The sequence below is a fragment of the Streptomyces sp. NBC_01439 genome (assembly GCF_036227605.1).
GTDB lineage: Bacteria > Actinomycetota > Actinomycetes > Streptomycetales > Streptomycetaceae > Streptomyces.
In genome coordinates this window covers 7,946,140-7,961,209 of record NZ_CP109487.1, presented here as the reverse complement: position 1 = coordinate 7,961,209, position 15,070 = coordinate 7,946,140, and the positions used below count along the sequence as shown (strand labels likewise).

General features: G+C 72.7%; 14 protein-coding genes and 1 pseudogene. 5 read left to right on the top strand and 10 right to left on the bottom strand.

Translation table 11 applies throughout. From position 1 onward, the window contains the following. Positions 1-78: 78 nt before the first annotated feature. Entirely contained in the window at positions 79-1,269 is a 1,191-nt protein-coding gene (locus OG207_RS36350) for an SLC13 family permease (RefSeq protein WP_329104742.1), read from the top strand. On the opposite strand, the gene OG207_RS36345 is transcribed toward OG207_RS36350, so the two are convergent. From OG207_RS36345 to OG207_RS36320, 6 genes are all read right to left on the bottom strand, one after another. Next, a complete protein-coding gene (locus tag OG207_RS36345) occupies positions 1,266-2,096 on the bottom strand; it encodes an inositol monophosphatase family protein (protein ID WP_329104740.1) in 831 nt (276 codons plus the stop codon). The two genes, OG207_RS36350 and OG207_RS36345, sit on opposite strands and share 4 nt — an antisense overlap. Further along, a complete protein-coding gene (locus OG207_RS36340; RefSeq protein ID WP_329108133.1) occupies positions 2,077-2,700 on the bottom strand; it encodes a hypothetical protein in 624 nt (207 codons plus the stop codon). Before OG207_RS36340 ends, OG207_RS36345 begins: the two co-directional genes overlap by 20 nt. Positions 2,701-2,719: 19 nt before the next feature. After that, positions 2,720-3,664, bottom strand: a complete 945-nt coding sequence (locus OG207_RS36335; RefSeq protein WP_329104738.1) for a hypothetical protein — start codon at positions 3,662-3,664, stop codon at positions 2,720-2,722. A 69-nt stretch (positions 3,665-3,733) separates the two neighbouring features. Further along, positions 3,734-4,534, bottom strand: a complete 801-nt coding sequence (locus OG207_RS36330; RefSeq protein WP_329104737.1) for a tyrosine-protein phosphatase — start codon at positions 4,532-4,534, stop codon at positions 3,734-3,736. A 452-nt stretch (positions 4,535-4,986) separates the two neighbouring features. Next, a complete protein-coding gene (locus tag OG207_RS36325; RefSeq protein WP_329104735.1) occupies positions 4,987-6,372 on the bottom strand; it encodes a sensor histidine kinase in 1,386 nt (461 codons plus the stop codon). After that, positions 6,369-7,112, bottom strand: coding sequence for a response regulator transcription factor (locus OG207_RS36320; protein ID WP_329104733.1), 744 nt, complete (start codon positions 7,110-7,112; stop codon positions 6,369-6,371). Before OG207_RS36320 ends, OG207_RS36325 begins: the two co-directional genes overlap by 4 nt. 73 nt (positions 7,113-7,185) lie before the next feature. Here OG207_RS36320 and OG207_RS36315 point away from each other — a divergent pair. The 3 genes and pseudogenes from OG207_RS36315 to OG207_RS36305 all read left to right on the top strand — a co-directional run bounded on the left by OG207_RS36315 (position 7,186) and on the right by OG207_RS36305 (position 10,041). Then, positions 7,186-8,384: pseudogene (locus OG207_RS36315) on the top strand (UDP-N-acetylglucosamine--N-acetylmuramyl-(pentapeptide) pyrophosphoryl-undecaprenol N-acetylglucosamine transferase). Continuing rightward, entirely contained in the window at positions 8,381-9,376 is a 996-nt protein-coding gene (locus tag OG207_RS36310) for an SDR family NAD(P)-dependent oxidoreductase (RefSeq protein WP_329104731.1), read from the top strand. Before OG207_RS36315 ends, OG207_RS36310 begins: the two are co-directional and overlap by 4 nt. 113 nt (positions 9,377-9,489) lie before the next feature. Beyond that, positions 9,490-10,041, top strand: coding sequence for a GNAT family N-acetyltransferase (locus OG207_RS36305; RefSeq protein WP_329104729.1), 552 nt, complete (start codon positions 9,490-9,492; stop codon positions 10,039-10,041). On the opposite strand, the gene OG207_RS36300 is transcribed toward OG207_RS36305, so the two are convergent. The 4 genes from OG207_RS36300 to OG207_RS36285 form a co-directional block, all read right to left on the bottom strand. Beyond that, a complete protein-coding gene (locus OG207_RS36300) occupies positions 10,038-11,024 on the bottom strand; it encodes an LLM class flavin-dependent oxidoreductase (RefSeq protein WP_329104726.1) in 987 nt (328 codons plus the stop codon). The genes OG207_RS36305 and OG207_RS36300 overlap by 4 nt on opposite strands. A gap of 13 nt (positions 11,025-11,037) precedes the next feature. Then, a complete protein-coding gene (locus OG207_RS36295; RefSeq protein WP_037714926.1) occupies positions 11,038-11,559 on the bottom strand; it encodes a hypothetical protein in 522 nt (173 codons plus the stop codon). Further along, on the bottom strand, positions 11,556-12,461 hold the full coding sequence (locus OG207_RS36290) for an alpha/beta hydrolase fold domain-containing protein (protein ID WP_329104723.1): 906 nt from the start codon (positions 12,459-12,461) through the stop codon (positions 11,556-11,558). The genes OG207_RS36295 and OG207_RS36290 overlap by 4 nt, the downstream gene beginning before the upstream one ends. A 112-nt stretch (positions 12,462-12,573) precedes the next feature. Then, positions 12,574-13,983: an MFS transporter gene (locus OG207_RS36285; protein WP_329104721.1), complete on the bottom strand. Its 1,410-nt coding sequence runs from the start codon at positions 13,981-13,983 to the stop codon at positions 12,574-12,576. A 168-nt stretch (positions 13,984-14,151) separates the two neighbouring features. Here OG207_RS36285 and OG207_RS36280 point away from each other — a divergent pair, with 168 nt between their 5' ends. After that, positions 14,152-15,069, top strand: coding sequence for a helix-turn-helix domain-containing protein (locus OG207_RS36280; RefSeq protein WP_329104719.1), 918 nt, complete (start codon positions 14,152-14,154; stop codon positions 15,067-15,069). Position 15,070: the final 1 nt, after the last annotated feature.

Here is a 15,070-nt window from a genome sequence, read left to right as displayed (position 1 = left end):
ACCCCGCCCGGGCGGACCTGTCCGATTCCTTCCGCCCCGTCTGATGTCGGGGCGTGCGTGTGTGCGAACCTGTTCGCCGTGTCCCTCCTCAGGCGTCTGCATCCACTGGACTGGCTGGCCGGCGGCCTGCTCGCACTCGGTGCGCTGTGCGTCGCCACGGGCCTGCTGCCCACAGGACCCGCCGCGGACGTGTTGGAGCGCATCGGTCCGCTGGTGGTGTTCCTCGCGACCGTCATCGTCCTCGCCGAGCTGACCGGCAAGGCGGAGGTCTTCGACGTCGTCGCCACCTGGGTGGCCCGGGCGGGGCGCGGCAGGTACCCGCTCCTCTTCTGCCTCTGCGTGCTGTTCGCCTCCGTCACCACCATCACCCTCAACCTGGACACGACGGCGGTCCTGCTCACCCCGGTGATGTTGGCGCTGGCGACCCGGGTCGGCATCGCACCCGTACCGCTGGCGATGACCACGGTGTGGCTCGCGAACACGGCCAGCCTGCTGCTTCCCGTATCGAACCTGACGAACCTGCTGGCCGCGGACCGCATCGCGCTGACCCCGTCGGAGATGGCCGCCACCATGTGGGCGCCGCAGTTGGCCGCCATCGCGGTCACGATGGCCTGCCTGTGGGTCTTCTACTGGCGCCCCGGGCGCCGCGCCGAGACCCGGTACGTCCCTCCGCCCCTGCCGCGCCCCGCGGATCCGGTCCTGTTCCGGGTGAGCGCGGTGGCGTGCGCCGGGTTCCTGCTGGCGATCCTGCTCGCCGACGTGCCGCTGTGGTCGGCGTCGATGGCGGCCGCGCTGATCGTGGTCGTGGCCTTCTGGGTGCGGGGCCGCGAGGCGCTGCGCCTGTCCCTGATCCCCTGGCGGCTCCTCGTCCTGGTCCCGGGAATGTTCCTGGTCGTGGAGACGGTCAACGCCCACGGACTGCACGAGATCCTCGCGGCGGCGATGGGCTCGGACAACGACGTCGTCGGAATGCTGCGGTCGGCGGCGGTCGGCGCGGGCTTCTCGAACGTGCTGAACAACCTCCCGGCCTACCTGGCGGGCGAGGCGGCGATCCCGGTGGCCAACCACGAGCAGCTGCTCGCCCAGCTGATCGGCGTCAACGTGGGACCGGTCATCACGCCGTGGGCCTCGCTGGCCACCCTCCTGTGGTTCGAGCGCTGCCGCTGGCACGGCACCCGGATCGACCTGGGCCGCTTCTTCGGTACGGGCCTCGTGCTGGCGGTGGCGGGCACCCTGGCGGCGACGCTGGCGCTGGCGGCCACGACCTAGGCTCCCGGGGTGACGGCCCCCACCTCCCCCAGCAGGTACGCGAGGGTCTCGCCGCGCGCCGCCACGAAGCTGCGCCCGGTGTCGGCCCCGGCGAAGCCGGGTCTGAAGGTCGTCCCGGACAGCGTGCGCAGCTCCACGCCCGCCTCGGCCGCGAGCAGCGCCCCGGTCGGCAGGTCCACGCCCTCGGCGCGGTAGCCGACGAAGGCGTCGATGGTGCCGCGCGCCAGCAGGCTCCAGCCGAGCAGCGGCGCCCACAGTTGCAGGACGCGCCGGCAGCGCAGCTCCAGCACCGCGCGCAGGGCCACCGCCGTCACGTCGCCCCGTTCCACGGCGTACCCCTGGGTCCAGGCGACGACGGGGCCGGGGCGCGGCAGGGCGGGGTCGGGGCCGGGCAGCGCGCCGGACGGCCCCTGGGCCCCGTACCCCCTGACCGCGTGCCAGGTCTCCCCGGTGACCGGCTCGTGCACCACTCCCATCACGGGGTTGCCACCCAGGCACAATCCGATCCCGACGGCGTAGGTGGGCAGCCCGATCACGACGTTGTTGCTGCCGTCCAACGGGTCGACCAGCCAGGTCCGTTCGCCCGCAGCCTCGAGCAGCCCGGCTTCCTCGGACAGGATCCGGTCGTGCGGGAAGTGGCGCCGTATCCGGCCGAGCACGAGCTCCTCGGCGGCGAGGTCGAGGTCCACCTGCACGTCCCCGGACCCGCCCTTCGTCCGCACGCACCGCGCCGTGCCGAAACGCGTGCGCAGCAGGCCGCCCGCCTCCTCCGCCGCGGCGACGGCGACCCGCCTCTCGTGGTCGAAATCAGGCCCGCTGCTCGGCATCGATCCTCCTGAGGACGGTGTGGACGCTGCGCACGGTCTGCGCGGTGTCGCACAGCCGGCGGGTCGTGCGGCGCGGCCGGCCGTCGAGCGGGCCGAGCGAGAGGTCGAGCTGCCCGGGGATCGACGTGCCGTGCACCAGGGTGGCCGCGGGCTCCACGCCCTCCAGCGCGGTGGCGTGGAACTCGCCGGCCGCCAGGGTGTACCTCTGGCCGCCCGCGCTGACGTGGGCGGGGCCGGGCTCGCTCCGCACCAGGAGGGGGGTCGGCCGGATCTCGTCCACGCCGTCGCTCCCGCTGAACACCTCGAAGACCCGGTGAGTGGCGCCCTCCTCGCCGTCCCGCACCGCGCTCGTCCGTACGGGGAGGTTCGCCACCCGCCCGTACAGCACGCGGCTGCGCAGTTCCCAACTGTGGGCGTGCATCGGTGACGCCTCCGGATCGGCACGGTTGCCGATCTCGAAGAGATGCACGCAGATTCCGCGCGGCCCCTCTCTCAGCAGTGGCAGGCAGAGGAATCCGAGCGGATGACGGACAGCATGTAACTCCCTTGCCCCGGAGGCGATTTCCTCCAGGGTGACGAGGGTGGTTTCGAGCTCGCGGTCCATGGGCACGCGCCGGAGCGCATCACCTCCTGTAGGGGTCCTCCGCGTGCAGGGCCTTTTCGATGATCTTGCCGATGTCGCTGTCGGTGAAGACGCGCGGCAAGGGCAGCCGTAGGTCGTCGAAGAGCGTCCGCACCTCGTCGACGGTGGGCTCCTGGCCGAGCGGGGAGGCGACGCGCAGATCGAGCACGGTGGCCTGCTCGCGGCTCTGGTGCAACTCGGTCACGTAGTAGTCGTAGAGCGGCTGCCCGCGCTCCACCAGCAGGTTCACCCGGGACTGGTCGTCCTGGGTGATGACGAGGCAGGTCTCGGACAGGTCGAAGCGCAGCGTCGGCACGGCGGCCGACAAGTGCACGCTGATCTCCAGCGTGGTCAACTGCCGCTGGTACCAGCAGGCGGCGAGGACGGTCGCGTACGACTCCCGACGGACCCGGTCGGTGGTCCACACGTCGTCGCCGCGACGCTGCCCGCCGAACATCTGCCGGAACCGGGCGTACGCGGCGCAGGCCCGCTCGTCGGCCGGATTGACGATGTCGATCTTCACGTTGAGCTGCGAGCGCTGTTCCTTCGCGGCGGCCACGCACAGGGGCAGCGTGACCGCCCGCAGGTAGGTGCCCGTACCGCCCTTGAAGTACCAGAGATTGGTGTGCTGACGGGCCTTGCGCAGTGCCTCGCCGACCTCGTTGCCGGAGAGCGAGCGCACCATCGCCAGGTCTTCCAGGGCCTGCCGGGTCCCGCTCATCGCCTCCTGGATGCTCGCGGGCCGGCGCACCCGCTCCACGATCGACCCGGTCGCGAGGAGGCCGAGCACGACGAGGGTGGCACCGGAGGAGACGTCGTCACTGATGACGTCTCCGAAGATGTCGAGGAGTCCGACCGCCATCGCGATGCCCAGGGCGACCACGACGTCGACGTTCCGCAGCACCCAGGCCACGAAGCGTTCCAGCCGCCCTACGTGCGCTGCCACGAACGCACCCCCCTCCCCCACCCCGTGCTCCGATGGTAGGAGACGCGCCGTGGCGCCACTAGAGCGACTTCACGTCGCGCGGTGGCCCTCGCCCCCGTCGTGGCCGGTGCCCCCGTCGTCGCCGGTGCCGGTGCCGGTGCCGGTGCCGGTCAGCAGGCGGGAACGCAACCGCTGCGCGGTCCCCTCCGACAGCCCGACCCGGTCGGTGAGGTACCCGTGCACGGATCCGTACCGGGCTTCCAGGTCCGCGAGCACCAACTCCATGATCACTGCGGGGGCACGGCCGTAGCTCGGCCACTTCATCACCCGCCCCGAGTTGGCGGCCCGCCAGTCGGCGGCGAGCCGCTCGGTGGCCAGCTCGGTGAGCGCGAAGTCCGCGAGGACGTCCGCCCGGTCCACCCCGAGCAGGGTCAGCAGGAAGACCCCGATGAGCCCGGTCCGGTCCTTGCCCGAGGTGCAGTGGAACACCAGGGGGCCGGGGGCCTGCGCCAGCTCCTCCAGCACCTGCCGTATCTCCTCGGCCCCGTCCTCGGTGACCTCGGCGAACCGGTCCGCGAGGTACCGCCAGGGGTCGATGTCCGGATCGATCTCGGCCTGGTCGTACGGCCGGTGCTCGATGCTCAGGTTGACGTAGCGGAAGCGCTCCGCCTCGGGCACCCGCCCCTTGGCCTCGATCTCCCACGGATACCGCAGGTCGATCACGGTCCCGATCCCGAGCTCCAGGAACCGCTCCCAGTCGCCGCCCGCCAGCTTGCCGAGCGAGTCGGCCCGGTACACGGTCCCCCACCGCACGGTGCGACCGTCGGCGGACCGGTAGCCGCCCAGGTCCCGGAAGTTGTGCAGACGTTCGAACTCGACGTGCCGCTCCATCAGATCTCTCCCCCGTCTGCGGACTCCTCACCGGTCACCTTGCCTCAGGTCGGCCGCCCGACGGAGGGTGCTACTGGAGACTGGGCCGAAGATCACAAGCGTCAGCCAACGACACACGTCGACGGTCGACCGGATGATCTGAAGAAGACGACCTAGCCCTCCGCGGCAGGGAGGAGGTAGCCCCGGGTCTTGATTGCACGGCCGCCTCGGTCTTGGGGCCGAACGAGCCGTCGCGGGGCGGTGACCAGCAGCGCGCCGACGGCGGACGCGGCGAGGAGGAGCGGGGCAACGCCCTTCCCGGGGCGGGAGATGCGCATGCCGAGACGGCCTTTCGCTGGTGACCTGATGGCATCGGAAAGCTGCCACAGGGAGCGCGGCGGCCTCCTGCGTCCCACCCGACCGGGACGCGAGGGACGAGCCGGACCGAATGCTCCGGTCCCGGCCGGCCCCGTTCAGAACACCAGTCGGAACAACGCGCCCCCGCCCGGCGCGGCCTCCGCCGTCAGCTCGGCGGAGTGCGCCCGCGCGATCTGCCGGGCCATGGCGAGGCCGAGTCCCGACCCCGGCAGGGCGCGGGCCGCTCCGGCCCGGTTGAAGCGGTCGAAGACGTGCGGCAGGTCGTCCGGCGAGATCCCCGGCCCGTGGTCACGGACCGTCAGCTGCGGTCCCCGGCCGGGGGAGCCCGCCACCAGCTCCACCTCGACGGGCAGCCCGTTCCCGCTGAACTTGGCCGCGTTGTCGAGCAGGTTCCCCAGCAGTCGGCTGAGTCGCGCGGGTACCCCGGGCACCACGACGGGCCCGTCCGGCACGCGTACGTGGAAGGGAACGGCCGGCCAGTGCGTGCGCGCCGCCTGCGCGCAGTGCTCCACCAGCGCACCCAACCGGACCTGTTCCACCAGCGGCTGCGGCTCTTCGTCGCGTGCCAGCTCGATCAGGTCTCCCACGAGCCCCGTCACTTCCCGCAGCTGCCGCCCCAGCGCGGCCGAGGCGCGGTCGCGCTGGTCGGGGGTGAGCCGATCGGCCCGGGCCAGCAGTTCGGCATTGGTCCGCAGCGCCGTCAGCGGGGTGCGCAGCTCGTGGGAGGCGTCCGCGACCAGTTGGCGCTGTGCGGCGATCGACTGTTCGAGCTCCCCCAGCATGGTGTTGAAGCTCGTGGCCAGCCGGGTGATCTCGTCCTCCCGCCCCGGTGGCGGCAGTTCGATCCGGTGCCGTGCGTCGCGGGTGGCGGCGATCCGCTCGGCCGTCGCGGTGAGCCGGGTGACCGGGGCCAGGCCGGTCCGCGAGACCCAGGACCCCAGGAGGGCGGCCAGCACCACGCCGATCACCGCCGTCAGCACCAGCCATTGGGCTGCCTCCTCGATGCCGTCCTCGACGGTGTCGGCCCGCAGGGCCACCTGGAGGGCGCGCCCCTTGGCGTAGTCGGTGGTGAGCATCCGGGCGGGATGTCCGGCCACCGTGATGTTGGTGTAGTAGGGGGCCTTCCGGCCCGCGGCGACCTCCCGCGCGGCCGGGTCCACGGGCAGCAGTCCCCGGGTCGCGGGATCCTCGGCCGGGTCGGCCGCCACCACCTCCGCGCAGGCGGGGGCCGCCAGGAACCGGCATTCCCCGGCCAGGGTGCCCGGCGCGGCCCCCGGGTTGCGCTGGGCGGCCAGCCGCGCGGACTGGGTGAGGCTGAGGTCGAGCTGCTCGTAGAGCGCGGACCGGACCACCAGGAACGCCGCCGCGCACACCCCGACGGCCACGAGGGCCACGGCGGCGGTGACCGACAGCGCCAGCCGGGTGCGCAGGGGGCCGCGCCTGCGCCAGACCCGGCCGAGCCGCCGGCGGCCGCCGCTCACGCCGCGTCCAACCGGTAGCCGACCCCGTGGACGGTGTGCACCAGTCGGGGCTCGCCCGCTGCCTCCAGTTTCCGGCGCAGGTAGCCGACGTAGACGGCGAGGGAGTTTGAGTCCGGCCCGAAGTCCCGTCCCCACACCACCTCGAGGATCAGCTCGCGCGGGAGGACCTGGCCGGGGTGGCGCAGGAGCAGTTCGAGCAGGGCCGCTTCGGTGCGGCTGAATTCCAGCGGACGGCCGCCCCGGCGTCCGGTCCGGGTCGCGGGGTCGAAGGCGAGGTCGGCGAAGCCGAGCGGGGCGGCGGTGCCGGCGGGTCCGGGCGCGGCCCGTCGCAGGAGCGCGCGGACCCGGGCGACCAGCTCGTCCAGGGCGAAGGGCTTCACGAGGTAGTCGTCGGCGCCCGCCTCCAGTCCGTCGACGCGCTCGCTGACGGAGTCGAGCGCGGTCAGGACGAGGACGGGGGTGCGGTCGTCCAGTGCCCGCAGCTGCCGGCAGACGGCGAGGCCGTCGAGTACGGGCATCATCACGTCGAGGACGACCGCGTCGGGCTCCCAGGCCGCGACCTGCGAGAGGGCCGCGAGCCCGTCCGGGGCGCCCCGCACCTCGTACCCCTCGACCGCGAGCCCGTCCTCGACGGCTGCCCGCACCTCGGGCTCGTCGTCGACGACGAGGATGCGCTGCCTGCCCGTACCGCCCGTGTGGTGCGTGCCGCCTGTGCTACCTGTGTTGTCCGTGGAGCTCATGGGGCAAAGCCTGCCAAGGGCTTCTGAGAGAACCTCTTAGAACGTTCTTAAGGCGCACCGGGAGTGTGCGCACATGACCACCACCTCACCCCACACATCCGCGGCGCTCTCCGTCGTGATCGGCGCGGGCGGCACCGGCGGGCACATCTATCCCGGTCTCGCCCTCGCGGAGGCGCTGCGCGCCGCCGTGCCCGGAGCCGTGATCTCGTTCATCGGGACCGAGCGGGGCCTGGAGACCGAGTTGGTCCCCGGCGCCGGCTACCGCCTGCACACCGTCGACATGATCCCCTTCGATCCCGCGCTGGGCGCGAAGCGGTACCTGCTCCCCGCGGCGCTGCTGCGCTCGGCGCACCAGGCGCGTGCGGTGATCCGGGCGCAGGGTGCCCACGTCGTCGTGGGCATGGGCGGATATCCGAGCGCCCCCGCCGTGCTCGGTGCCCGTCTGGCGGGGCTGCCGGCCGTGATCCACGAGTCGAATGCGGTACCCGGCCGTGCCAACCAGTTCGCGGCCCGGCTCACCCCGCACGTCGCGGTGGCCTTCGACCGCAGCCGGAGCCACCTCTCGGGCGGTGACCGGGCGCTGACCACCGGGATGCCGATCGCGGCGGCCCTGTCCGGCCTCGCGGAGCTGCCCGGACCGGACCGGGTGGCGCTGCGCGCCGAGGCCCGGCGCGCCCTCGGGGTGCCCGCGGGGCGCCGGCTGGTCGTCTTCAACGGCGGCAGCCTGGGCGCGGTCCGCCTCACGCGGGCGGCGACCGCGCTGGCCGACCTCTGGCAGCACCGGGACGACGTACAGCTGCTGGTCAAGACCGGTCCGGCCGCGCTGGCGGACGCGGTGGCCGAGCTGGCGGCATCCGGCGGGCAGCGGATCGCCCGGGTCGTGCCGTACCTGGACCGGATGGACCTCGTCTACGCGGCCGCCGACCTGGTGGTGTGCCGGGCGGGATCCGCGACGGTCGCCGAGCTCGCGGCGACCGGGGTCCCGTCGGTCCTGGTGCCCTACCCGCACGCGCCCGGCGACCACCAGACCCACAACGCGCGGGTGCTGTCGGACGCGGGAGCGGGACTGCTCCTGCCCGATGCCGAAACCACCGCCGACCGTCTCGCCGGCCTCCTCGGGCCCCTGCTGGCCGACCCGGCGCGCTGACGGCGATGGCCGGCGCCGCCGACCCCGGCCCGCACGCGCGGGCCGCCGAACTGCTGGCCGCGGAAGTCCTCCGCGTCGCCGGCCTCGCCCCCACCCCCGTCATCTCTGATCTGGAGCGCATATGAACAGCTGGACCGACCGCACCGTCCTCGTCACCGGCGCGGAGGGCTTCATCGGCTCGACGTTGGTGGACCTGTTGGTGTCGCGGGGTGCGCGGGTGCGCGCCTTCGTCCACTACAAGCCGTACGCCGAGAAGGGCCACCTGGCGCGCTACCTCGCCGACCCGGGCGGTCCGGTGGAGATGTGGGCGGGCGACGTCCGTGACGCGGGCCGGGTCAGCGACGCGGTGGCGGGCTGCGACACCGTCTTCCACCTGGCGGCGCTGATCGGGATTCCGTACAGCTACGCCTCGCCGGGCGCGTACGTGCAGACGAACGTCACGGGCACGCAGAACGTGGCGGAGGCCTGCCGGCGGCACGGCGTACGCCGCCTCGTGCACACGTCGACCAGTGAGGTCTACGGGACGGCGCTGACCGCCCCGATCTCCGAGAGCCACCCGCTGCAACCGCAGTCCCCGTACTCCGCCTCGAAGATCGGCGCGGACATGATGGCGCTCTCCTTCCACCACGCCTTCGAACTCCCGGTGACGGTGGTGCGCCCGTTCAACACGTTCGGGCCGCGCCAGTCGGCGCGCGCGGTCATCCCGACGATCCTGGCGCAACTGCACGCGGGGTCCCAGGAGATCCGCCTCGGCTCGCTCGCGCCGACCCGGGACTTCACGTACGTGACGGACACGGCGGAGGGCTTCCTGGCGGTGGCGGAGTGCGACCGGGCACTGGGCGAGGTGGTCAACCTCGGAACCGGTGAGGAGATCTCCGTCGGCGCCCTGGCCGAGGCCCTGATCGTGGCTTCCGGCCGGGACGCGGAGGTGGTGGTGGACCCGACCCGGCTGCGCCCGTCGGGCAGCGAGGTCCAGCGCCTGCTCTCGGACAACTCCCGGGCCCGCGACTGGGCCGGCTGGCGGCCCCGGGTCGGCCTGGCGGAGGGCCTGCGCCGCACCTCGGAGTGGATCGCGGCGAACCCCTCCCTCTTCGCCCCGGACCGCTACGCGGTCTAGGAGCATCGATCACGAGCGGCCCAGGGGCGCCATCGGCCGGATAAGCCGGTGAACCGATGACCGGATACCGGATATCTTGGCTGGTCCCGCAACGGCTACGGAGGTCCTCCAGCATGAGCAGCACGACGCCGTCCTTTCCCGACCGGATGGAGCTGACGGGCGAGGGCCTGGTCCTGCGCGACTGGACGGCGGCGGACCTGGCGTCGATGCCCGAGCTCTTCGACCACCCCGACATCGCGTACTGGACGCCGATCGTCTCCCCCTTCGACGACGAGGCCGCCCGCAACCGCCTGAACCGGGCGAGGGAACTGCGCACGCAGGGCACCGCCCTCCTGCTGGCCATCACCGTCGACGGCGGCGCCCCGCTCGGCGAGGTGATGCTCAAGCGCGCACCCGAGGGGACGGAGCTCGGATACGCGCTCGGTCCGGCGCACCGAGGCCGGGGGCTGGCCGCCCGAGCCGTGCGGGTGATGGCCGCGTACGCCTTCGAGCAGTTGGGGGTGGAGCGGGTGATCCTGGAGCTGGAGGCCGAGAACGCCTCCAGCGTCGGCGTGGCCACCCGGGCCGGTTTCCGACTCCTCGACGTGCCGCCCATCACGGGCGAGGAGAAGGGCCGGCCCTACGTGCTCCAGACCTGGGGCCTCGACCGCCCCGGGTCGGCCTAACCCCGCAGGGACAGGCCGGCGGCTCCCACCGGGGCCACTGGCTGCGCCTCGGGGGCCGGGAGGGCGAAGGTCTCGGACAGCAGCTCGTACGAGCGTTGGCGGTCCGCCGGGTCGCAGGTCAGGGTGTTGACGATCAGCTCGTCCACGCCGTGGCTCCCGGCGAGGGCCGTCAGTGCCGCGGACACCTGCTCCGGCGCCCCGGAGACGAGGGCCGTGCGGTGCACCTTGGCCCGTTCCAGTTCCGCGCCCGTCCAGCGGTGGCGGCGCGTGGTCTCGTAGGAGGGCAGCGGGCCGTCCTCGCCGAGGTCCTTGCGGGCGCGCCACAGCAGCAGGCTCTGGGCCAGTTCCTCGGCGCGGCCGGCGCTGTCCGCGGTCACCACGCGTACCGCGAGCGCGCCGCCCGGCCGGTCTCCCGTGGAGGTGCGGAACTGGGCGCGGTAGTCCTCGAAGGCCTCCTGGCCGCCCGCCGGGGAGAAGAAGTGCCCGAACGCGAACTCGGTGCCCAGCAGCCCGGCCAGCCGCGCCGACTCGCGTCCGGCGCCCAGGAGCCACATCTGCGGCGGGACCGGTGCGTGCGGGACGACTCCGCCCTCGCCCAGTAGTGCGCGCAGCCGGGCCAGCCGCTGCGGGAAGTCGCGGGCGGGGCCGCCGGCCCGGCCGATGCCGAGGTCGACCCGTCCCGGGTGGAGGGAGGCCAGTACGCCGAACACCTCGGCCACCTTCGCCGGGTCGTAGCGGGGCAGCAGCACTCCGCCGGTCCCGATCCGCATCCGCGAGGTGCGGGCGAGCAGGGTGCCCGCGAGGATCTCCGGCGCGCTGCTCGCGAAGCCGGGAGAGTCGTGGTGTTCGGCGACCCAGTAACGGGTGTAGCCGAGGCGTTCGGCGGCGCGGGCGAGATCCACGGAAGCGCGCAGTGCCCGGTCCGGGGTGTGGTCCTCGCCGACCGGGGTCTGGTCGAGTACGGACAGTCGCAGCTTCGTCATGACGGGCCGCCTTTCAGTGCTGGTGGGCGGGGAGTCCGGTGGCGCCCGCCATGGTCGCGGGCACGATCCTGAAGTCCCGTTCGAAGACCAGGTTGTGCAGGTCCGCGGCGGCGATCGCGCGCAGGGTGGGCAGTTCGGCGGCGGCCTGTGCGTCGTCGAAGACGTTCAGCGGCCATTCGGAGACCGTCGCGCCGCGCAGGTGTGGGTGGTGGAAGGAGGCTCCGTAGTGCGCGTACAGCGTCACGGGCGGGATGTCGGCGGCCGACTGCTCGTCCCACCAGAGGGTCCAGGCGTGGAAGAGGCTCCGGTCGTCGGCCCGTTGGACGCCGCTGGCGTCGATCACGCCCTGTCCGAGGAGCAGTTCGTCGTTGAGCTCGCCGAGCGCCTGGCGTGCGTACGGGTCCAGCAGGCGCGCGGCGGTTCGGAAGTGCTCCTCCTTGTCGGGGCGGGAGACGGAGCCGCCGTGGATGCCGTCGCGCAGGTCGGCGAAGTGGCGCAGCAGGGCGTCGAGGTTGGGGACGTCAGAGGTGGTCATGTCAGCTCCGTGGAGGGGAAGGGGGGGAGGGTTTCGGGGTCGTTCGGTGCGGTGAGGCGGCGCAGGGCCAGCCCGAGCCAGCCGCGCATCGACGCCGTCGGGTGCCCGCCCGGACCGCGGCCGGGTTGCAGGAACGCCCCGTGACCCGTCTGTCGGAACTCCCGCAGGTCGACCTCCACCCCGGCCGCCCGTAGCCGGCGCCCGTAGTGGTGCACGTCGTCGCTGACGGGGTCGAGGTCGCCGGTGGCCATCACGGCCGGCGCGAGTCCGCGCAGGTCGGCGGCTTCGAAGGGGGTGCTGTGGAGCCGGGTGCCGTCCGCGGCGACCGGCCGGCCCGGGTGCCGGTAGTCCTGCCAGGCCGCCCTCAGGTAGGAGGCCGTGGGGAACATGTCCGGGAAGCGGTGGTACGAGGCCGCCGCGCAGCCGGGGTCCAGCGGCGGGTAGGCCAGTACCTGTGCGGCCAGTGGCACCCCGCGGTCGCGGCAGACGAGGGCGGCCGAGGCGGCGAGGGTGCCGCCGGCGCTGTCCCCGCCGACGGCCAGGACGGGCGGGGCGGACGGGCCGGACGGGCCGGACGGGCCGGATCGGGCTCCGGCGGGCCCGTCCGGCTGCTCCCCGGCCCAGGTCAGGGCGGACAGGATGTCCTCGACCATGGCCGGGTGGCGTACCTCGGGGGCCAGCCGGTAGTCCACGCTCACCACGCCGAAGCCGGAGTGGCGTGCGAGTTCGGCGGTGGCGCCGTGCCAGTCCTGGGCGGATCCGGCACGCCAGCTGCCCCCGTGGGCCCACACCAGCCAGCCCTGCGGCGAGGTGGTACCGGGCCGGTACGCCCGGGCGGGAAGGGGCCCGGACGCGGTGGGCACGGACACCTGTTCCCAGCTGACGACGGTGGGTGTGGCCATCGGGGTTCCTTTCCATCGGTAGCCGGCGCTCGCGCCGGGCCCGGGGCCAACGTTCGCGTCCGGGGCAGGGCTGTCACAAGGCGGAGTTGCCTTAGTGGAGGCGCGCACTTCGTCAGCTGGGCTGCTTGGTGCGGAGGAAGAGGACGGTGGTGAGCGTGCCGACCAGGACGATCGCGGTGTTCACGATGACCGCGGTCGTGATCCCCGCATGGATGTCCGTGTTGGCGGCGGCGATCGCCGACATGATCGGCGTGCCCATCGTGATGCCGACCTGCTGCGTCATCGTCGCCAGACCCGTCGCCATGCCCTGCTCGTGGTCCGGCAGACCCGTCGTCGCCGTCACCATGAACCCGACGATCACCAGCATGTTGCCGACACCACCCGCGAACGTCGCGACGAGGAGGAGCCACATGCTCGACGAGGTCTCGCCCAGCGCGATCAGGCTCACCGTCGCGACCGCCTGCAGCACACCACCGATGATCAGCGTCGACCTCGTTCCCACCGCACCGATCACCCGCGGAGCGATCGAACCACCGATCACGGTGCCGATGCCCAGGACGCCGAAGGACAGACCCGCCGTGAGCGGCGAGAAGTCCAGCACTTCCTGGAGGTAGAGCGTCATCAGGAAGACCAGGCTGGTCTCGGTGAGGAACGCGATCAGACCCGCGATGTTGCCCCACGCCACCGTCTTCTTCTTCAGCACCGACACCGGGACGAGGGGCGCGGCGCTCTTCGACTCGATCGCATAGAACACCACCAGCAGCACCGCACCCGCCGCCAACCACACCAGCGCACTGCCCGAACCCCAACCGTGCTCGCCCGCCTGCGTCAACCCGTAGATCAGTGCCAGCAGACCCAGCGTGACGGCCGTCGCGCCCGGCAGGTCGAGCTTCGGACGCACCGACGGACGCGACTCCTTGATCACCGCAGGAGCGATGAACAACACCGCCAGGGCGACGGGGACGTTGATGAAGAACGCCCACCGCCACGACAGCAGATCCGTCAGGACACCACCCAGGATCGCGCCCGTCGTGAACCCAGCCGACATCAGGGCACCGTTGAGACCGAGCGCCTTCTGACGCAGCGGCCCCTCGGGGAACGACGTCGTCAGCAGCGACAGACCGGCCGGCGTCACCGCCGCCGTCGCAAGCCCCTGGAACACCCGCGCCACCAACAGCATCTCCGGGCTGGTCGCCAAACCACCCGCCAGGGAGGAAAGACCCAGCACCGCCAATCCGACGAGGAACAGCCTGCGACGCCCGAACAGATCGGCCACCCTGCCGAACAGCAGGGTGAAGCCCGCGGCGCACAACGCGAACGACGTCGCGATCCACTGCAGGTTCGACAACGAGAAACCGAGCCCGTCACCGATCACCGGCAACGCCACGTTCAAAATCGAGAAATCAACCGCCAGCATGAACTGCGCCACCAGCAGCACCACCAGCACCAACTTCAGACGCCCGTCCAAACGAACGGGCCCCTCCGTTCCCGAATCGACCCGCACACCCTCGACGACCGACATCGCCCCACACTTCCTCTCGATGACGCAACGAGCTGTTGCGTCATCGACTCTGGACCGGTCGGAGAGGGTTACCCAGCCCCCTGGTTGTGCTGGCGCCGGGCAAGCTAGCACTCCCAGGGCCACCTTCACGGGCCCCGTTCGGTGCCCTCCCCCGGCACACTGGAACGCATGGACACACCGACTGCCTTGGGCGAGTTCCTCCGCACTCGTCGCGCCCAGCTCCAGCCCGAGGACGTCGGGCTCCCCTCCCACGGCACCCGCCGGCGCGTGCCCGGGCTGCGGCGCGAGGAGCTGGCCCTCCTGGCCGGTGTGAGCATCACCTACTACACCCACCTGGAGCAGGGGCAGAGCACGAACGCCTCGGACAGCGTCCTGGACGCCCTGGCCAGCGCCCTGCGCCTGACCCCGGACGAGCACGCGCACCTGCTGAACCTCGCCCGACCGCCGCGCGCGAAGCGGGCCCAGTCGCCGCGTCCCGAGTACGCCCGCGACACCACGCGCCGGCTGATCGCCGCGATGCCGCAGGTCCCGGCGGTCGTCCTGGACGGCCGCAACAACGTGCTCGCCTGGAATCCGCTGGGGCACGCCCTGCTCGCAGGGCACGTCGACATCGCGAGCCCCGACGACCCGGCCGTACGCCCGAACCTCACGCGGATGCTGTTCCTGGATCCGCACACCCGGGAGCTCTACACGGATTGGAAGAGCGAGGCCCGGGTCGCCCTGGCGGCCCTGCGCCTGGTCGCCGGGCGCAACCCGGAGGACCGCGCGCTCGCCGAGCTCATCGGGGCGCTCATGCTGCAGAGCCCCGACTTCGCCTCGCTGTGGTCGAAGCACCCGGTGCGGGACTGCACGGTCGGTACCAAGACCCTGCACCACCCGGTGGTGGGCCCGCTGACCCTCGATTTCGAGAACCTGCACCTCACCGACGGCACCAACCACCGGATGCTGCTCTACAGCGCCCCCGAGTCCTCCCCCTCCGACGCCGCCCTGGGCATGCTGTCGAGCCTGACCGCGGGTGCTGCGGCGGCGGGCCACGAAAGCGCGGAGCCCGCGTCGGCGGATGCCGACGCGGGCGGGGAGCGGTAGG